The sequence below is a fragment of the Devosia sp. 67-54 genome (assembly GCF_001899075.1).
In the GTDB taxonomy this organism is placed as follows: Bacteria; Pseudomonadota; Alphaproteobacteria; order Rhizobiales; family Devosiaceae; genus Devosia_A.
This window is the reverse complement of the sequence record NZ_MKVA01000001.1, coordinates 81,795-99,685: the sequence shown is the minus strand read 5'-3', so window position 1 is coordinate 99,685 and position 17,891 is coordinate 81,795. Positions and strand designations below refer to the sequence as shown.

The following is a 17,891-nucleotide window of genomic DNA, read 5'->3' as shown; positions in this document are numbered from 1 at the left end:
ATGGCCCATATCTCGATCAAGGACCTGTCGGTCGAATTCGCCATCTTCGGCGCCAACGCCCGCTCGCTGAAGAACACCGTGCTGGCGCAGGCGACAGGCGGCCGCGTCATGGCCGGCGCCCGGGACATCGTCGCTGTGCGCGCCATCGACAAGCTGAACCTCGAGATCAGCGACGGCGACCGCATCGGGCTGGTCGGCCACAACGGCTCGGGCAAGACTACGCTGCTGCGCGTGCTGGCCGGCATCTACAAGCCGGTGTCGGGCAGTGTGTGCATCGAAGGCCGGGTGGGCACGCTGCTGGACCCCTCGGCCGGCATGGACCCCGAGGCGACCGGCATCGAGAACATTTACCTCCGGGGCTACATCCTCGGCATGAGCAAGCGCGAGATCGCAGCCCAGATTCCCGACATCGCCGCCTTCACCGACCTCGGCGATTTCCTTGAGCTGCCGATGAAGATCTATTCGGCCGGCATGCAGGCCCGCCTGACCTTCGCCATCTCCACCGCCCTGCAGCACGATATCCTGCTCATCGACGAAGGCATCGGCGCCGGCGACGCCGCCTTCCAGGAGAAGGCGCAAAAGCGCATCGAGGGGCTGTTCGCCCGCTCATCCATCGTGCTGCTGGCGAGCCATTCAGATGCGCTGATTGGACGATTTTGCAATCGCAAGGTGCAAATGGAGCAAGGCAGACCAATAGCAGATCTGCCGTTGATACCGGAACCAGAGACCATGAACGGACCTGCATGAGACCAGCATCAATTTACTTACGGCTAGTGGCGCGGCTCAAATCATTGCAAGACAAGATACTTGCTCCGCTTTCCAGCCGCTTGTTGGAGGTTGAAGGTAGGCTTTTGCTACTAGATCAAGCCGAGCAACGTCTCGTTGAACGCGCGTTGCGGCTTGAAAAGTTGCTCACTGGAACAGCTGCAGCGAGGCTACCGGGGGCGGCGAAAGCCGTTGAGGCCTTAGGCAGTCCAGTAGTATCGGTGGTCATGCCTACTCATAACCGCGCATCGTTCGTAGGCGAAGCTATTCGGAGCGTTATTGAACAACGTTTCACTGACTGGGAACTGGTCGTCGTGGACGACGGTAGCGTTGATGACACTAGAACGGCAGTAGCGCCCTATCTCGCAGATCCTCGTATCCGATATGTCTGGCAAGAAAACGCGGGTGCGGGCGCCGCACGCAATGTTGGTGTAGCGGCCACGAGAGCGCCGCTACTGGCATATTTGGATGATGACAACCTCTGGTATCCCGACTTCCTTCTAAGGGCGACCGACCTTTTTGCTGTCTCTCCAGAAGTCGACTTTGCCTACGCCGCGCTGGTTAGCGATTTATTCGAGCATGGGAGGCGCATTATGTGGGAGCCGTTCAATCGCCAAGCTCTCACGGTCGCGAATTTTATCGATACGAATGTGATTGTTCATCGACGAGAGCTATTTGAAAAATATGGATATTGGCGGGAGGATCCAAATGTGGCCGCGTCTGATTGGGACTTGGCTTTGCGTATGACACGAGACAAGGATGGGTATCCCCTTGATGTACTCGGTGCTTACTATCGCCAATGTGACGAGCATCGACTATCTAGGCGATTCTTGAATGTAGAATGAGTCGCCGATAACGTTTAGCGAGTAGTTGATGGTCAATCTTCGCAATTTAAGCCGTCGCCTTCGCAGATCACGACTTGCCCCTCCATTGCGCTGGATCAAAAGGCGGCTATGGGGTTCAGAATATGCAATACGAGCCCAGATGGACACGCTCCAGAGTCGAATATATCGACTGGAGCAGCTACTTCAGTCCGCGCCTGAGCGCCCCCCGGGGGCCAGCGCTGCGGTAGCCACTTTGGAATCTCCGGCCGTCTCCGTAGTAATGCCAACGCACAATCGAGCGCGATACGTGGGCGAAGCAATTGAGAGTGTGTTGGCCCAGAGCTTTCGCGACTGGGAATTGTTGGTCGTTGACGACGGTAGTGAGGACGACACCCGTTCCGTCGTCGCAAGGTTCTTGGTCGATCCGCGGATAAGGTATTTGCACCAGAGCAACCGCGGGGCGTCTGCGGCGAGGAATGCAGGCATACGCGCCAGTCGCGGTTCATTCATCGCCTATCTTGACGATGATAACGTCTGGTATCCAGATTTTCTAAAGAAAGCCGTAGATGTGCTCGCAACGCGGCCTGAGATTAGCTTAGCCTATGGGGCTTTGGTCACGGACATTCACAATTTTCATCAGGAGCGAATTTTGTGGAAGAACTTCGACAGAGCCCTACTGGAAACCGGGAATTATATCGACACGAATGTTATGGTCCATCGACGCTCCCTGGTTGATGCCGCCGGCGGTTGGGATGAATCGCTAAAGTCGCTTGAGGACTGGGAGTTGGTGCTACGGTACACGCGGACTGAGCCAGCGGCCGCGATAAACGTGTTGGCTGCTTACTACCGCCACTGCGATGACACGCGGATTACAAAGCTCCAAGACTATCAAAGAGACGAGGGAGCAGTGCTTGCCAAGAATGGTGACCGACCACCAGCAAGCTGATCTTCGGCGAAAGGTTGAAGGCCAACTTGGCCGCTGAACGCTGCCAAGAACTTTTGTAGCCCGAGCGTTGGAGCTTTGACTACCGTTGCGCAGCCTAGAGCTTGATAAGCGCCGTGATAGGTACCCAAAGGGATTCCATCCAGCTCATCTTGGGGTACCCAAAGTTCAGAGCGAATGAAGGAACTGGTCCGGCAAAGCAACTGAGCAGCCCGCAGCGTCCCAAACAGCACAGTTTCAAATGCCTGAACAAATTCAGCGGTTAAGCGGTAATCAACCAAAGCCATTTGATCCACAATGACGGACAAGCCGTTGCAAAGCATCTCAGCTCGCATTGGCCCATCAACTGGGGAGGCAAGTACCACAAGACTTCCGGTTCGCGCTTTCTCGGCTAGGTAGCGAGCTATAGCCCCGTTGTGTGAGGTGCGCTCGAGATCACTCACTATCGCCATTAGCGTTTCCTTGGGAAAGCCCGATTCGAATTTCCCCGGAAAGATCTCGAAAGGCTCAGGCGAGTCAGTGTATAGGACCTTCGCCATCGCCGGGGTAAAGTAGGGATCATATGAAGTGTACCCAGGCCAACGAGCGATCATTAACGCATCCGCTGGGTCTTTCACTCCGCTTGGTACGAAGCCTCCCGTTTCAAAGGAAGCGTGACCTATGTGTGTCAGAGTGGACGCAGGGTTGTACACACACCTAAGGCCGGCCGCTCTTACCTTGAATGAAAGATCGATGTCGGAATGGGCAATAGGGAAGTGCGTTTCGTCGAACCCCCCCAACCTATCATAGATTGACTTGTAGATCGCTAAGCATGCGCCAGACAAAATAGAGACTTCGCGCATATGCTGGGCCATGTCCAAGTTTAGCGAGGTCGCAACTGGAAGCCCGTGCAAAGCACTGCCAACTAGGCTACGCACGCCCGTAACCATTCCTGCAAACTGGAGTCTTTCGTCAGAATATATCAAACGGGGCGACACAGCACCGACGTTAGGTATTGCCAAAGTTCCAACAAATGCATCAAGCCAGTTATTACGATTTGGGCTTACATCGTCGTTCAAAAATAGAAGAATATTGCCATTAGCATGTTTGGCGCCTAGATTACATTTTGCTGAAAAATTGAATTTCGCGTCAAATGGAATAAAACGTACGCTATCATAGCGAGGGGGCAGCTTCTTGCAGAGAGAAGAATTTGTGACAACGATTATCTCTGTCGATGTGTCATTATGAAAGCCAAGCAACGCGTTGATGGTATTTGATATATGATTGTAGTTATCAGATGGAATGATAATAGATACCAGATCTCCGGGCTTGGGTTCAAATTGAATTCTATTTACATATCCATCCTCAACGATAGTTCCTGTTATTCCTCGACGGCTCAAGGCTGCTTGAAGTGCGGCCTTATTGCTATCTCTTGCTTGAGGCTTGCCACCAACCGAAGCCGAGCCTTCAGATGCTCGCCACCCGTAAAGTATCTGCGGAATATGAAATATATTTTCGGTACTTTCAGAAGCACGCAGTGCAAGATCGTAGTCCTGCGATAGGTCATATTCACTTCTGAATGAGCCTATATTTTCTACAAAGCTTCTACGATAACAACTTAGATGACCGGTGTACATACTTGAAAGTAAGAAGCACGGAGACCAGTCGGGTTTAAGGAAAAACTTAATGGGATCATCGTTGGAGTCAATGATAACTTCGTCGGAATATAGAAAATCGGCATCGGGATGCGCCTGTATCGTGTCGTTTATTATTTCGATGGCGTCAGCGCTTAGTAGGTCGTCTTGATCCATAAGCAGGACAAATGATCCCGTCGACATCCTGAACGCACGATTTGTGGCGGCGGAAATTCCCTCATTTGCGTCGCTTATCAAATAGCGAACTCGGCTGTCTTTAGCTGCGCTGGCGTTGAGAAGATTTGACAGTGAAGAAGTTGCGCCGCCGTCGACTACGATACACAATTCCCACCATGGCGCTGTTTGCCGAAGCACCGAGTCAATAGCTGCTCGTAACTCGTCAATGCGGGGTCGATACACGGGCATGAGGATCGAGAACGTCCTGTCCGTTGTTTTCACGTCTACCGGCGCCATATCTCCTGTAAGGCGCATCTTCACCGCAACCCTGAGTTCCTGGGGGCCCTCCTCGGAAGGCTGGTTGGAGACCAATGGTTGCCGCATGCTAGCTTTCAGCACGGTGGCAACGCCGCTTTCTCTTATGCGGCCAATAATATTGGCTGCAGTAGCGGACCAGCTTCCACAACGCTGCCGCAATCTCCACAGCTTGCCAAGCGGTCGTCGCACGGCGGTCGGGAGAAATAATTTAACAAAGGTTAGTGAAGGCAATTAGATTGTCCAGAGTCCTTGAGTGCGTCGCTTAATTTGCGGGTCTCTATTTGCATGCTGATCAGATATTTTCCATACCCGCTCTTCGCCATCGGCTCGGCCAGCTTGAGCAGCTGCTCGTCGCTCACCCAGCCCATGCGCCAGGCCACCTCTTCGGGGCAGGCGACCTTGAACCCCTGCCGGTGCTCCAGAGTCGCAATAAACTGACTCGCCTCCAGCAGGGAGTCGTGCGTGCCGGTGTCGAGCCAGGCGTAGCCGCGGCCCATCAGCTCGACCTTCAGCGTGCCGCGCGTCAGGTACAGCCGGTTGAGGTCGGTGATCTCGAGCTCGCCGCGCGGCGACGGCTTCAGCCCGCGCGCCAGCTCCACCACGTCGCTGTCGTAATAGTAGAGCCCGGTGACGGCGTAGCTGGATTTGGGCGCGGCCGGCTTTTCCTCGAGGCCGACCACCGTGCCGTCGGCGTCGAACTCGGCCACGCCGTACCGCTCGGGGTCGTTGACGTGATAGGCGAACACCGTGGCGCCGGCGGCGCGGGCATCGGCGCGCGCCAACAACTCGGTGATCGAGTGGCCGTAAAAGATGTTGTCGCCCAGGATCAGCGCGCTGGGATCGCTGCCGATGAAGCCGGCGCCGATCAGGAACGCCTGCGCCAGGCCGTCGGGGCTGGGCTGCACGGCATAGCTGAGGCTGATCCCCCACTGGCTGCCGTCGCCGAGGAGCTGGCGGAAGCGCGGCGTGTCGTCGGGGGTGGAGATGATGAGGATGTCGCGGATGCCGCCCTGCATCAGCGTGCACAGCGGATAGTAGATCATCGGCTTGTCGTAGACCGGCAGCAATTGCTTGCTCACCACCAGCGTTGCCGGGTGCAGCCGCGTGCCGGCGCCGCCGGCGAGGATGATGCCCTTGCGGCTCATGCGCCGGCCTCGGCGGGGGCGGCCGCGTACTGCGCGGCAATCCAGTCGCGATAGGCGCCCGAGGTCACGCTGGCGACCCAGCCGGGATTGTCGAGGTACCAGCGCACGGTCTTGGCGATGCCGGTCTCGAACGTCTCGGCCGGGCTCCAGCCAAGCTCGCGGCGGATCTTGGAGGCGTCGATCGCATAGCGGCGGTCATGGCCGGGGCGGTCCTTCACGAAGGCGATCTGGCTGGCATAGGAAACGCCGTCGGGCCGCGGCCGTTCCACATCGAGAAGGCCGCAGATAGCGCGCACCACCTCGATGTTGGGCTTCTCGTTGTTGCCGCCGACATTGTAGGTGGCGCCGGGCGCGCCCGCCTCGAGCACGCGGCGGATGGCGCTGCAATGGTCCCCGACATAGAGCCAGTCGCGCACCTGCCGGCCGTCGCCATAGATCGGCAGATCCTTGCCGCCCAGCGCATTGTGGATGATCAGCGGGATCAGCTTTTCGGGGAAGTGCAGCGGCCCGTAATTGTTCGAGCAATTGGTGGTGAGGGTGGGCAGGCCGTAGGTCTCGTGCCAGGCGCGCACCAGATGGTCCGAGCTCGCCTTGCTCGCGGCGTAGGGGCTGTTGGGCTGAAACGGCGTCGCCTCGGTGAACGGCGGATCGTCCGGCCCGAGCGTGCCGTAGACCTCGTCGGTCGAGACGTGGAGAAAGCGGAAGCCGGCGCGGGCGTCGGGGCTCAGCCCCGCCCAATGGCCGCGCACCGCCTCGAGCAGCCGGAGCGTGCCCACCACATTGGTCTGGATGAAGGCCTCGGGCCCGTGGATGGAGCGGTCGACATGGCTCTCGGCGGCGAAATTCACCACCGCGCGGATGTCGTGCCGGGCCAGCAGCGCCGCCACGGTGTCGTAATCCTCGATGCCCGCCTGCACGAAGCTGTAGCGGTTGCTGCCCACCAGCGGCGCGAGGTTGGCCGGGTTGCCGGCATAGGTCAGCTTGTCGAGGTTGACCACGGGCTCGCTGGTCGCCGCCATCCAGTCGAGGATGAAATTGGACCCGATAAATCCACAGCCGCCGGTGACCAGAATTGTCATCTGCAAATATCCGCAACAAACGCGACCAGGGTCGCGACACTATTCGACAGATAGTCGCTAGAGGCGATGCAGCAGTGCCGCAAGCCCGAGCGCCACATTGCCTTTTACCGTCTGTCGATAGATGCCTGACTGCAACAATTTCCCGGGAACGGCAAGGGCGTGTGTTGCGCGCAATTGCTCGAATTGCGCCAGCACCTCGCGCGACTCGGCATTGAGCAGGTCGCGGCAGGCGTGGAGCGAGGCGACGTTTTCGTCGCTCCAGCGCGAGAATTTGCCATCCAGCAGCTCCATCATCCGCTTCGGCCGGTCGAGGAGCCCGATGCCGCCGCCGATGGCGTTGCCGCGGTGCTGCCGGTAGCCGATATGCGGCGTGCGGTCGTAATGGACGACGCCGCCGGCGCCCGAGACGATCAGGTAGCTCCACCAATCGTGCATCAGAAAGCCGGTGCGGCGCGCCGACTCCTGCAGCAGCGCGAAGCCGGCGCCGTTGAAGACCATGGTGTTGCCGCCCGCCAGGCTCTGCACGATGGCGTTGCGGAAGCTCGGGCGGCGGGGGAACAGCGGCGAGTGCCCGAACGGCCGCCCGTCCTCATCGACCAGCCGCGAGCGGCTGCCATAGAGCGCCGGCTCGCCGGCCGGTCGCGCCGCAAGCACCGCGACGGCGGCGGCCAGCTTGTCTCTGTCCCACACATCGTCCTGGTCGCTGAAGGCGACGAAGGTCGGCCCCGCCGGCGCCGCCCGCACGATCAGGCTGCGGAAGTTCTCGGCAAAGCCCTGTTTCGGCCCGGAAAGCACGGTGAAGGTGCCGCGCGTCCATCTCGCGCGCCACGCCTCGAGCTGCGCCAGCGTGTCGTCGGACGACCCGTCGTCGCTGACCAGCATGTCGACATGCGCGATCGACTGCGCCGCGATCGAGGCGAGCTGGTCCTCGAGGAACCGGCCGCCATTGTAGGTGGCGAGCAGGACGAGGACGCGGGCTCCGTCGGGGCTCGTATGCGAAGGCGTCAGTTGCTCTCGGGCTCCGATTGTCCGTCCGCTTGGCAGATACGCTGTCGATGGGCATAAAGAAATCCCCGCGGCCTGCGAAGCCATCGCATGAAAATTCTCCACGTCTTCAAGACCTATCTGCCGGACTCCTTCACCGGCATCGAGCGGGTCATCTGGGAAATTGCCGAGAACACGCGGCAGTTCGGGGTCGAGACCGAAGTGCTGTCGGTCAGCCGCAACGCCGAGCCCGGCGAGGTGCCGGTGGCGCATCATGTGTCGGTGCGGGCGCGGCAGGACCTCTATGTCGCTTCGACCGGCCTGTCGTTGGCGCTGTTCCGCGAATTCCGGCGGCGGGCCGCCACCGCCGACATCGTCCACTATCATTTCCCATGGCCGATGATGGATCTGCTGCAGCTGCTGACGCCGCCGCACAAGCCGTCGGTCGTCACCTACCATTCCGACATCGTGCGGCAGAGGACCCTGCTGCGCCTCTACCGGCCGCTGATGCACCGCTTCCTGCGCTCGGCGGACCGCGTGGTGGCGACCTCGCCCAACTACGTGCAGAGCAGCGACGTGCTGAAGCGCTATTCTACAAAACTGTCGGTCATCCCCATCGGTCTCAGCGAGCAGCCGCCGGTCGATCCGCAGCGGCTGGCCCAGTATCGCGAGCGGGTGGGGGAGGGCTTCTTCCTCTTCGTCGGCGCCCTGCGCTACTACAAAGGGCTGCCGGTGCTCGTCGAGGCAGCGCGCGCCAACGGCCTGCCGGTGGTGGTTGCGGGCAAGGGCGAGGGCGAGGAGCTGATCCGCGCGGCCAGCCTGCCCAACGTCACCTATCTGGGGCCGGTCAGCGACGACGACAAATGGGCGCTGCTGCAGCTCTGCGGCACCTTCGTGTTTCCCTCGCATCTGCGGTCCGAGGCCTTCGGCGTCGCCCTGCTGGAGGCGGCGCGGGCGGGACGCGCGATGATCTCGTGCGAGATCGGCACCGGCACCAGCTACGTCAATCTCGACGGCGACACCGGCCTCGTGATCGCGCCCGACGACGCCGGCGCCCTCGACCAGGCGATGCGCCGCCTCGCCGCCGACATCGGCCGGCGCGACGCGATGGCGGCGCGCGCCCGGCAGCGATACGAGCAGCACTTCACCGCCGCGGCGATGGGCGAGGCCTACATGGCGCTCTACCGCGAGCTGGCGCCGGAGGCCGCAGCATGACCGAGGCATTTGCGCCGGCGGCGGTGCGGCGGACCGTGTCGCGCACCGATGCGTGGCTCGTCGTGGCGCTTGCGCTGGCGGGCGTGCTGACGCGCTATCTCGCCTTCGCGCTCCTCAATGGCGACGCCGATCCGAACCGCTATTTGGGCGCGCTCTGCACCTGGGATTGCAACTGGTACACGCAGCTCGCCGCGCAGGGCTACGATCTCGTGCGGCGGCCCGACGGCACGGCCAACTGGGCCTACTTCCCACTGACGCCGCTGCTGCTCGCCGCGCTGCACGCGCTCAGCGGCTGGTCCTGGCAATTGTGCGGCGTGGTGATCGGCGAGATTACGATCGCTGCGGCCTGCCTGTTCGCGCGGCCGCTGTTCGACGGCGAGCGGACCTATCGCCTGTTCTGCGTGTTCGTGCTCATCGGCCCGTTTGCCTATGCCTATGGGCTGGGCATGAGCGAGCCGCTGTTCTTCGGGCTGTCGATCGCGGTGTTCGTCGGCCTGCGGCAGCAGCGCTACATGCTGGTCGCGCTGGCGGCGCTGCTGCTCGCCACCACGCGGGTCACCGGACTGTTCATCGTCGTGCCGATCGCCCTGGCCCTGGCGGCCTCGTTCAGGCGGACGGGACAAGGCGGCTGGACGAGAGCGTCCGTCGGCGCGGCGCTGGCCAGCCTCGCGGCCGCGCCCGTGGGGCTGCTCGCATACATGCTGTATCTCCACCTGCATGTGGGGGATGCGCTCGCCTTCATGCACGTGCAGACCGCCTGGGGACGCGGACTCACGAACCCCGTTACAAACATCATCGACGGTCTGCTGCTCAAGGCGCAGGAGGGCCACCATGCCGGCTATCGGCTGACCATGGCGATCTTCGCCTTGCTGGGGCTCGGCGCCGCGCTGTTCCTGATGCTGAGCCGGCGCGTGGGCATGGGCCTGTTCGTCGCCCTGTCGCTGGTGCTCTCGCTGCTGACGGGCATGCAGTCAATCCTGCGCTTCACCGCCGGCCTGTCGCCGGTGACGATCGCCGCAGCCGATCTCTGCGGCCGAAATCGCTGGTCGTTCTGGCTCTCCGCCTGCATTGGCGGCGCGCTGGGCCTGGTGTTCTCGCTGCTCTGGGTCGGCGGCTCGCCGCTGATGGGGTGACCGAGGCGGTGTCGCCGCCTACTCGGCCTCTGCCCGCGTGCGCTGCACCAGGACATGGGCGGCGAGGTTCATGGCGTCGAATTGCTCCCGGCGCTGTGCCGTCAGCTGAGGCGGTTCTGCCGCGCGCGACGCAGCCGCGTGCTGCGAAGAAAAATGCCAAGTGTTGCCGCCGGGATTGAGCTCGAGCACGTAGACACGCCCATTGCGGTGATCTCGAACGACGTCGCAGCCTAGCAGCGGCGGATGCGGAACGACCTGAGCAGCACGGCGAGCCGTCATGATGACGTCGGCGTCGAACACGTAGGTGCGCACGCGGTCCTCGACTGGCACGGCCTGGATTTGCACGATTGCTGCTTCCAGAACGTCATCCGGTGCGTCGAGCGCCACACGGGGCGGCCTGGCAACTATGCGATAGCAGTAGAGCGGCTCTCCAAACAGCAGCAGCACGCGGAACGACTCCACATGCTCGCCGGTGTCGACGAATTGCTGGACGATCATCGGCCCGCGTCGGGCCGGGTGGTCCTCGGGATAGTCCTCGGGCGGGCGGTAGCGCACCCGGGAGGTCCGCATGAGCTGGAAGCCGAGGCCGTGCGACGAGGTGGCGATGTCGCTAGGCTTGAGGATGACGAATTCGCCCCACAGCGCGGGATCGAGCGGCGTCTGCGCCGTGAGATAGGCGGTGCGCGGCACGGGCACGCCCGCCGCCGCCAGGCGCCGCAGCTGCTCGAGCTTGGCGATCTGGTGCCCGGCATAGACCTTGCCGCGCCGCGGCGCGAAATTGCCGAGTGGGCCGAACGACACCACGAGGCTCGGCCGCTCGGCCGCCTTCTCGCTGGCCAGGATGTCGTTGACCTCGGCCGTCACCACGAACACGGCGATGCTCGGGTCGAGCCACCGGACTTTCCTCGCGATCTGGAACAGGTCGTCGACCGACTGCCACCCCGGCTGGTTGACCAGCACCAGGTGCCGCGTGATCGGCGGCGCGGGTGGACGGCGCCGTGGATCGGGCGCCGCCGCCTGCGCGGATGTCGTCGTGTCGTCGCGTGCAGCCTGGTCGTTCATGCCCGATCCGGGAAGTTGAACAGCGCGTCCCGTGGTCGTCGCATGACTTCGGCCCGCCAGTAAAGGGCCGGCGCAGATGCAGGAAACCGGCGAGGACGAAGCATTGAGGCAGGATCGGCCTGAATTTGACCAGCAAGTCCGTGCTATAGACTTGCCCGAGGGTTTTTGGGAGGCAGCGATGCAGATGAGGGCAGATGCGGTTGGGCCGGTCGTCGGGCTCGCGAGCTGACGCGCCCATGTCGCTCGAACAGGCGCCAAGACCCGGCATCGTCCGCAAGCTGACGCTGGCCTTCATCGTGGCCGCCGCGGTGCTGGCGGCGGGCGCGGCGTATTTTGCCTGGCAGAAGCTGGTGCCGCCGGCCGTTCCCGACGCGACCGGCGCTTGGCCGGCCGCCGCCGCCGCGAGCAGCCGGCAGCCGGCGCCGGCAGTGTCGGCGACCCGCATCGGCGACTGGCTGGTGCTGTGCGACCCGCCGCAGGCCGACGTCGCCGGTTGCGTGCTGCAGCAGACGCTGCGCTCGCGCGACAGCAACCAGATCGTGCTGGTCTGGACCATCCGCAAGGACGGCAGCGGCGCCTATCGCACCAGCTTCATGGTCCCCGCCGACGTCGACCGGGGCAAGGGATTGGTGCTCGATCTCGGCGACGGCCGGCCCAGGGGCGTGCCGTTCGCCTCCTGCGGGCAGCAGACCTGCGAGGCGCGGGCGGTGCTCGCCAGCGATTACCTGCAACTGTTGCAAGGTGCGAGCCGCATCGTCGTCGCGGTGGTGGTGCCGTCGCGGCCGCAGCCGCTGGTGCTCGGTCTCAGCGCCGCCGGCCTCGCGGACGCGCTGGCGAAGCTCTAGCGCCGCAGCCTGTCGAGGAATTTGCCGAGCGGCGCGGCCCAGCTCGCCTCGGCGCCCTTGGTATTGATCAGCGCATGGCCGTCGCCCCGGACCGGCGGCAGCAGCACGAGCTGCGCCGCACCACCGGCCGTGGTGAAGGCCGTGGCCATGGCCTGCGCCAGCTCCGGTGCAAAATACGTGTCGTTGCGCGCATAGAGCCACAGCGTGGCGAGGCGCGCCGTGGCGCCGAACTGCCCGGCCGCCGCGACCAGCCGGTCGGGCGCGCAAGTGTTGCCCGGCAGATTGTGGTTGCGGCCGCCGCGGCCGCCGGCGAAATTGACGATGCCGGCGACGCCCGGCGGGTTCTGGCTGGCGAGCGCCAGCGCCCCCCAGCCGCCGGCCGAATTGCCGATCACCACCACGCCGTCGCGCCGGATCGACGGCAGCGTGCGCAGGTAGTCGAGCGCGGCAATAAGGCTCGCCGCGGTGCCGAGCCCCGCCTTGCCGTAGTCGGGCAGCAGGCACGGCCCCTGGCTCTCGAGATAGGGCCCGCCGGCCGCGCCATGCCCCGGCCGCTCCGGGATGGCGACGGCGAAGCCCCGCGCCAGCAGCCACGCCGTCAGCGCCGGAAAGCGCGGGAACGCCATCTTCCGCCGCAGCGACGCCGCCTCGTCCGAGCCGTGCGCGATGAGCGCGAGGCGGAACGGCCCTTTGCCGGCGGGAAGGTAGAGATCGGCCGGCATGCCGCCGCGGACCGCCGCCATCGGGATGGTGAGCCGCTGCGCCGGCGCCGCCTCCGCCGCGGGCGAGGCGGCAGGCAGGAACAGCAGCAGCATCATGGAGATAAGAGCGATTACTTGCATCCGCCGCGACGATCGGGATCGCTCAGAGTCGACGGCCGGAAACAACTTGGCCGCGTGAAATCGGGAGCAGGTTGTCGGCCACGGATGAGTCATGAGGTCTTGCTCGTGACTCCGAAATAGAGTCCGGGAAAGTCATCTAGTTTTTGTGTCGAGTCAGCAACACTGAAGTTGTTCTTCGGTGGATTCATCGAGCCGTTCTTGCGTCAGTAAAAGGCGGCAGATAGTTTCCGCCGACCAAGGATAGTGCCGTCCGTGGCCGTCCAAAAGGGGGTTGGTATGCGCCGTCAGCGAGTCTCCCGCCGTGCCTCTGTCAGTCGTTTCTTTGGAGATGCGGGGCGCTTGCGCCCCTCGCAACTGCTCGCCTCCACCGCCATCGTCGCTGCCGGAATGATCGCCGGCGGCGTGGCGCTGCCAGCGGTGGCGGTGGCATCGCCGGTGTGCACGGGTATCAGCGATTTCATCTGCAACGGCACCGGTTCAACCATCCCGTCGGCGGAATCGCTGATCCCGGAGGACGGGCCGTTTTCGGTTCTCATCGGCCCCGACCCTGAACTTCCCTTTGTGCAGGAGGTCAGGAGCAACACCACGGCTTTCACCATCGATGCCGATGGCTACAGCACCCATGGAGACGGCATCCATATGTATGCCGGGTCGTCGATCGGCTTTGCCGACGGCGAAACCGGCATCGGCCTGGCGATTAAGAATCCCGGCGAGGATGTGGAGGCGACTATCGACGGCGCGTCTGGCGGGAGCGCCGCGGCGTCGATCACCGGGACCACCGGCATCCTCGTGACGGGTGAGGACGGCTATGTGCACCTCACCAATTCCGGGCATGTGCTGGGGACTCAAAACTACGGCATCGAAGTCTATGGCGAGGACGGCGGCCTGGCTTTCGATCTCGACAATGATGGCTCGGTAGTCAGCGAGGGAACCGGCCTGTTAACGGGTATCTTTGTGCACGGCGTGCAATATACGCACATCAACAACAATGGGAGCGGCGTGATCGCGGGTTTCGGGGGGGATGGCGTCTACGTCGCCGACGTCACCGACGGGGTCAGCGTCAGCAACACTGGCGGTGTCATCTTCGGCAGTGGAGCCGGCGTCTACATCGCCGATGCTGGTGGAGAAGACGGCGTCACCGTCAACAATACAGCCGGCAGCATCATCGGCGACGGCAATGCCGGTATCCATGTCGGTAATCCCGAAGGAATCGGCGGAATCTCGCAGGCCAACGTCTACAACTGGGCCCAGCTTGGCGACAGCACCCCGACCGGCGGTGGGCACGTCATCGGGCAGTATCAGGGCATCATGCTTGCCGCGAGGCAGGTGTTCGTCGGCAACGGCCCCGGCGGCGCCATTCTTGGCAGCGGCTATGAAGGAAACGAAGATGGCTATGGGTCCACCCCGATCGTCGAACTGCATTCGTGGTATGGAGCTGGGGTCAACAATTACGGCCTGATCGCGACCAGCGATTCCGATCGTGCGCTCCCGCATTTCAACTGGACGCACGACTTTACGCTCAGTGATGACAACGGCGCCGTCGTGGACGCCGGCTATACCCTCGATACTTCCGCCATCGCGGCGGATGTGAGCCAGTTCGGGACGTTTGCGTGGACAGGCGGGCAAACCGGCTCGCTGACGCGCAACGGCACGTCACTTGCCGACTACGGAATGGCGGCGCAGGCGCTGGCCGTCCAGGCTTCCGGAGACACGGAGGATGGTCTCACGCCTGGTGGCAGCGCCAATGTTACCAACAAAACGTCCGGCATTCTGATCGGCCGGGTGGAAATGGGGGTTAGCAACGAAGACGGCGCCTCGCTGCAGAATTTCGGCACCTGGTACACGCAGGATCAGGCCGAAACCTACTACGGCTTCGGCTATGCGGCCGGTCTTTATTCCGAAGACGGATACGCCGGCATCGACAATGCGGGCCTCGTGCAGACGGCGTTCGCCCCATCGACGCAGGAGGCCGCGCACTTCATCGTGCCGAGCGGCTTTAGAAACGGTGCCTATTGGTCGGAGGAGCAGGATGGCCCGGTTGCGTCGCCCGGTCTGCTCAGCGCCATCGATGGCGGGGTCGGCGACGGCATCTATATTCTCAACGGCCCGAGCGAGGATGGCTTCGGGAGCTACCTCCACAACGGTGGCCGCTTCCACGGCTCGACCGGCGGAGCGCTGACCAGCTTCATCGGCCTCGATGCCAATCTCGCCCCGGGCACGGTCGAAGATCCGATGACCGACGACTGGAGCGATCCGTCGGCGTGGCGGTCCGACCGCTTCGCGGCGGGCAATGTCAGCGGCTCGACCGGGCTCATCATCAACAAGGTCAACACCACCTCGACCAATCTGATCGGTGACACTGTCATCCTGGCGCATGCCAACTACGTCGACGGTTCCGAAGACGGCGCCGATCCGGGCTGCGCTACCGACACCTGCAAGGCCGGAGACACGTTCTACATCGCGCCGCAATCCAAGGGCTATGTCGAGGTGGGCGGCGTGGGCGCCGTGCAGGACGGGGCTTATGCCTGGTTCCTGCACGCGGTGGGCACTGCGCCCGATCCCGACTACATCGTGGTCAGCGACTGGTCGCCGGCCGACGTGCAGATCCCCGGGCTGGTCACCGGCGCGCAGAACATCTGGTACGATACCTCGGGCGTCGTTGCCGATCATATCTACGGCAATCACTTCCCGCAGGCCGGCGAGGGCGGCGGCGGCGCCGATTTGCCGGTCGGCGTGGCGCCGCCGACGGTGCCGGCCGCCAAGCCGGCGGTCTCCATCTGGGGCAAGTTCAGCGGCGACCATTTCAACCGCACCACCGCCGTCACCGAAACGCTGGGCGGCGTCACCAGCTCGATCAACACCAGCCTGGTGCAGGACACCTTCTCGCTGCTTGGCGGCGCCGACTTCCAGCCGAACGGCGATGGCGACGGCATCCGTGCCGGTGCGTTCGCCGGTGTCGTGGGGTCGAGCCTGAGCTTCAGCTCGTACGGCGCCACGGCGACCTACCAGGGCGGCACGATCGGCGGCTATGCGGCCTACACCAGGAACGGCTTCTACGTCGATGCCGAGGCCAAGATCGATGCCCTCAACATGACCTATTCCGGCGGCGGGTTGACGGCCAACGCCTGGTCGACCAGCGCCGGCATCCTCGCCAATGCGGGCTACCGCATGCAGATGGGCGACGCCTTCATCGAGCCCGTGGTGTCCGCCTCCTATGTCAACACGACCATCCAGAACCTGGGCCTGAGCGGGGCCACCGTCAGCTTCAGCAACGGCCAGAGCTTCAGGCTGGGCGCCGGCGCCAAGGTCGGCACCACGGTGCAGGTCAACGACGAAATGTCCGCCGAGCTGGCGCTGCAGGGCAAGCTGTGGGACGAGCTCGGGCCGGCCAACAAGATCACGATTACGGACGGCTTCGGCAACAGCACGAGCTTCAGCGACAATATCAGCGGGCTGTTCGGCGAAATTTCCGCCTCCGCGACCGTGTACAATCTCGACAAGTCGATGTCGGGCTTCGTCACCGTGGCCGACAAGTTCAACGGCTCGTTCAACAATGCGAGCATCAAGGGCGGCATCCGCAAGACGTTCTGACGGCACTGCCGATATGCCAATCGAGGCCGGCCGCAATGGCCGGCCTTTTTGCTGGAAGCGGAATGGATGCGAGCGTCGCACGGCGGCTTCTTGATGGCCTGCTCGACAGCCAGGGCTGGAGCCAGGCTGCCTTCGCGGCCGAGCAGCGTCGCCGGCTCGGCGCGATCGTCGGCTTCGCCCATGCCGAAATTCCGTTCTACAGGAGCCGCCTGGCGCCGCTGTTCCGCGGCGATGGCAGCATCGCCTGGGACGCGTGGGCCGATCTCCCGATCCTGACGCGGCAGGATCTGGCGCGACATGCCGGCGCCATGCGTCCCTCGGCGTTGCCGCCCGGGCACGGGGATACGCACGATTTCAGCACCTCCGGCACCACCGGCGAGCCGGTGACGGTCCGCGTGTCGCGGTTCGCCAATGTGGTGTCGCAGTGCTGCCTGTTCCGCGGCCAGATGTGGAACCACCTCGACTGGTCCGGCGATGTCCTCACCTGGTTCGGCGACAGCGGTCCCGAAGCCGAGCCCGGCGTGCATCGTCGCGGCCCCTGGGGGCCGCCCTGGCGTCCGGGCAGTACCGGCAGCCTGTTTTCGATCGCCCGGGCGACGCCGGCGGCCGAAGTGATCGACGCGGCGCGCCGCCTGCGGGTGAGCTATCTCATGGGGCGTCCGCGGACGCTGCAGGAGCTCGCCGCCGAAACGCTGCGGCGCGGCGAGACGCTGCCGCTGCGCGGCCTGCTCACCTTCGGCGCCGAAACGACCGGCGATGCGCGTGAGGCCTGCCGGGCGGCCTTCGGCGCCGAGATGATCGGCGGCTATGCCTCCAAGGAGGCGGGGCTGCTGGCCTACGATTGCGCCACCTGCGGCAAGCGCCACATCAACGCCGATACGGTGCTGGTGGAGGTGGTCGACGCCCGCGGCCGGCCGGTGCCGCCGGGCGAGGTCGGGCGCATCGTGGTGACGCCGCTGTTCAACTTCGCCCAGCCGCTGATCCGCTACGACCAGGGCGATCTCGGGGTCGTCGGTACGGCGGAGGCGGCGCACACCGCATTGCCGGTGCTCGAGCGCCTCGCCGGCCGCACGACGGACCTGTTCCGTTTGCGCGACGGGCGCGTGCTGGCGCCGAGCATTCCGGAGTCGATCGGCGAAAGCGCCGGCGCCGCGCTGTGGCAGGTTGCGCAGGTCGACGAGGCGACCGTCGAGATCCGCTATATTCCCGCCGCCGGTCGCCGGTTCGACGAGGCGGTGTTCAGCCAGGCCATCGCGCAGTACCTGGATCCGGGCCTCCGCGTCCGCTTCGCGATGACTCCCGCGCTGGGGAAGGGCCAGGACAAGTTCCGTCGCTACAGCTTCGAGGCATAGCCG

At 63.8% G+C, this 17,891-nt stretch carries 14 protein-coding genes; 8 read left to right on the top strand and 6 right to left on the bottom strand.

Features of this window, described 5'->3' with window-relative positions; all coding sequences use genetic code 11:
* From BGO82_RS00465 to BGO82_RS00455, 3 genes are read left to right on the top strand one after another with little or no spacing between them, the layout of a single operon-like run.
* On the top strand, nucleotides 1-747 hold the full coding sequence (locus BGO82_RS00465; RefSeq protein ID WP_291303567.1) for an ABC transporter ATP-binding protein: 747 nt from the start codon (nucleotides 1-3) through the stop codon (nucleotides 745-747).
* The gene (locus BGO82_RS00460) at nucleotides 744-1,610 is read left to right on the top strand and encodes a glycosyltransferase family A protein (protein WP_291303566.1); all 867 of its coding nucleotides are present in this window, start codon (nucleotides 744-746) and stop codon (nucleotides 1,608-1,610) included. The genes BGO82_RS00465 and BGO82_RS00460 overlap by 4 nt, the downstream gene beginning before the upstream one ends.
* A gap of 28 nt (nucleotides 1,611-1,638) precedes the next feature.
* Entirely contained in the window at nucleotides 1,639-2,535 is an 897-nt protein-coding gene (locus BGO82_RS00455) for a glycosyltransferase family A protein (RefSeq protein WP_366246919.1), read from the top strand.
* Here BGO82_RS00455 and BGO82_RS00450 read toward each other — a convergent pair.
* Genes BGO82_RS00450 through BGO82_RS00435 form a run of 4 tightly spaced genes read right to left on the bottom strand, consistent with a single transcriptional unit; the run spans nucleotide 2,478 to nucleotide 7,956 of the window.
* Entirely contained in the window at nucleotides 2,478-4,871 is a 2,394-nt protein-coding gene (locus tag BGO82_RS00450) for a glycosyltransferase (RefSeq protein WP_291303564.1), read from the bottom strand. The genes BGO82_RS00455 and BGO82_RS00450 overlap by 58 nt on opposite strands.
* Entirely contained in the window at nucleotides 4,859-5,785 is a 927-nt protein-coding gene (gene rfbA, locus BGO82_RS00445; protein ID WP_291303563.1) for a glucose-1-phosphate thymidylyltransferase RfbA, read from the bottom strand. The genes BGO82_RS00450 and rfbA overlap by 13 nt, the downstream gene beginning before the upstream one ends.
* On the bottom strand, nucleotides 5,782-6,864 hold the full coding sequence (gene rfbB / locus BGO82_RS00440; RefSeq protein WP_291303562.1) for a dTDP-glucose 4,6-dehydratase: 1,083 nt from the start codon (nucleotides 6,862-6,864) through the stop codon (nucleotides 5,782-5,784). Before rfbB ends, rfbA begins: the two co-directional genes overlap by 4 nt.
* Nucleotides 6,865-6,921: 57 nt before the next feature.
* Nucleotides 6,922-7,956, bottom strand: coding sequence for a glycosyltransferase (locus tag BGO82_RS00435; RefSeq protein WP_291303561.1), 1,035 nt, complete (start codon nucleotides 7,954-7,956; stop codon nucleotides 6,922-6,924).
* A gap of 3 nt (nucleotides 7,957-7,959) precedes the next feature.
* On the opposite strand from BGO82_RS00435, the gene BGO82_RS00430 reads away from it, so the two are divergent.
* Both BGO82_RS00430 and BGO82_RS00425 read left to right on the top strand, forming a co-directional pair.
* The gene (locus BGO82_RS00430; protein ID WP_291303560.1) at nucleotides 7,960-9,063 is read left to right on the top strand and encodes a glycosyltransferase; all 1,104 of its coding nucleotides are present in this window, start codon (nucleotides 7,960-7,962) and stop codon (nucleotides 9,061-9,063) included.
* The gene (locus BGO82_RS00425; protein WP_291303559.1) at nucleotides 9,060-10,196 is read left to right on the top strand and encodes a hypothetical protein; all 1,137 of its coding nucleotides are present in this window, start codon (nucleotides 9,060-9,062) and stop codon (nucleotides 10,194-10,196) included. Before BGO82_RS00430 ends, BGO82_RS00425 begins: the two co-directional genes overlap by 4 nt.
* A gap of 18 nt (nucleotides 10,197-10,214) precedes the next feature.
* Here the strand turns inward: BGO82_RS00425 and BGO82_RS00420 are convergent, their stop codons facing one another.
* Nucleotides 10,215-11,258 carry a hypothetical protein gene (locus tag BGO82_RS00420; RefSeq protein ID WP_291303558.1) on the bottom strand — a complete coding sequence of 348 codons (1,044 nt, stop codon included), beginning with the start codon at nucleotides 11,256-11,258 and terminating at the stop codon, nucleotides 10,215-10,217.
* 236 nt (nucleotides 11,259-11,494) lie between these two features.
* On the opposite strand from BGO82_RS00420, the gene BGO82_RS00415 reads away from it, so the two are divergent.
* The gene (locus BGO82_RS00415) at nucleotides 11,495-12,103 is read left to right on the top strand and encodes an invasion associated locus B family protein (protein WP_291303557.1); all 609 of its coding nucleotides are present in this window, start codon (nucleotides 11,495-11,497) and stop codon (nucleotides 12,101-12,103) included.
* Here BGO82_RS00415 and BGO82_RS00410 read toward each other — a convergent pair.
* Nucleotides 12,100-12,945 carry a dienelactone hydrolase family protein gene (locus tag BGO82_RS00410; RefSeq protein ID WP_291303556.1) on the bottom strand — a complete coding sequence of 282 codons (846 nt, stop codon included), beginning with the start codon at nucleotides 12,943-12,945 and terminating at the stop codon, nucleotides 12,100-12,102. The genes BGO82_RS00415 and BGO82_RS00410 overlap by 4 nt on opposite strands.
* A gap of 339 nt (nucleotides 12,946-13,284) precedes the next feature.
* On the opposite strand from BGO82_RS00410, the gene BGO82_RS00405 reads away from it, so the two are divergent.
* Both BGO82_RS00405 and BGO82_RS00400 read left to right on the top strand, forming a co-directional pair.
* Nucleotides 13,285-16,536 carry an autotransporter outer membrane beta-barrel domain-containing protein gene (locus tag BGO82_RS00405; protein ID WP_291303555.1) on the top strand — a complete coding sequence of 1,084 codons (3,252 nt, stop codon included), beginning with the start codon at nucleotides 13,285-13,287 and terminating at the stop codon, nucleotides 16,534-16,536.
* 62 nt (nucleotides 16,537-16,598) lie between these two features.
* Nucleotides 16,599-17,888 (top strand): AMP-binding protein, encoded by a 1,290-nt coding sequence (locus tag BGO82_RS00400; RefSeq protein ID WP_291303554.1) that lies wholly within the window; start codon nucleotides 16,599-16,601, stop codon nucleotides 17,886-17,888.
* The last annotated feature ends 3 nt before the right edge of the window (nucleotides 17,889-17,891 follow it).

What these genes read in the sequence shown, in the direction of transcription:
- BGO82_RS00460 (WP_291303566.1), top strand. Translation starts at nt 744, where the DNA reads ATGAGACCAGCATCAATTTACTTACGGCTAGTGGCGCGGCTCAAATCA.
- BGO82_RS00415 (WP_291303557.1), top strand. Translation starts at nt 11,495, where the DNA reads ATGTCGCTCGAACAGGCGCCAAGACCCGGCATCGTCCGCAAGCTGACG.
- BGO82_RS00465 (WP_291303567.1), top strand. Translation starts at nt 1, where the DNA reads ATGGCCCATATCTCGATCAAGGACCTGTCGGTCGAATTCGCCATCTTC.
- BGO82_RS00410 (WP_291303556.1), bottom strand. Translation starts at nt 12,945, where the DNA reads ATGCAAGTAATCGCTCTTATCTCCATGATGCTGCTGCTGTTCCTGCCT.
- BGO82_RS00420 (WP_291303558.1), bottom strand. Translation starts at nt 11,258, where the DNA reads ATGAACGACCAGGCTGCACGCGACGACACGACGACATCCGCGCAGGCG.
- BGO82_RS00425 (WP_291303559.1), top strand. Translation starts at nt 9,060, where the DNA reads ATGACCGAGGCATTTGCGCCGGCGGCGGTGCGGCGGACCGTGTCGCGC.
- rfbB (WP_291303562.1), bottom strand. Translation starts at nt 6,864, where the DNA reads ATGACAATTCTGGTCACCGGCGGCTGTGGATTTATCGGGTCCAATTTC.
- BGO82_RS00400 (WP_291303554.1), top strand. Translation starts at nt 16,599, where the DNA reads ATGGATGCGAGCGTCGCACGGCGGCTTCTTGATGGCCTGCTCGACAGC.
- BGO82_RS00430 (WP_291303560.1), top strand. Translation starts at nt 7,960, where the DNA reads ATGAAAATTCTCCACGTCTTCAAGACCTATCTGCCGGACTCCTTCACC.
- BGO82_RS00435 (WP_291303561.1), bottom strand. Translation starts at nt 7,956, where the DNA reads ATGGCTTCGCAGGCCGCGGGGATTTCTTTATGCCCATCGACAGCGTAT.
- BGO82_RS00455 (WP_366246919.1), top strand. Translation starts at nt 1,639, where the DNA reads ATGGTCAATCTTCGCAATTTAAGCCGTCGCCTTCGCAGATCACGACTT.
- rfbA (WP_291303563.1), bottom strand. Translation starts at nt 5,785, where the DNA reads ATGAGCCGCAAGGGCATCATCCTCGCCGGCGGCGCCGGCACGCGGCTG.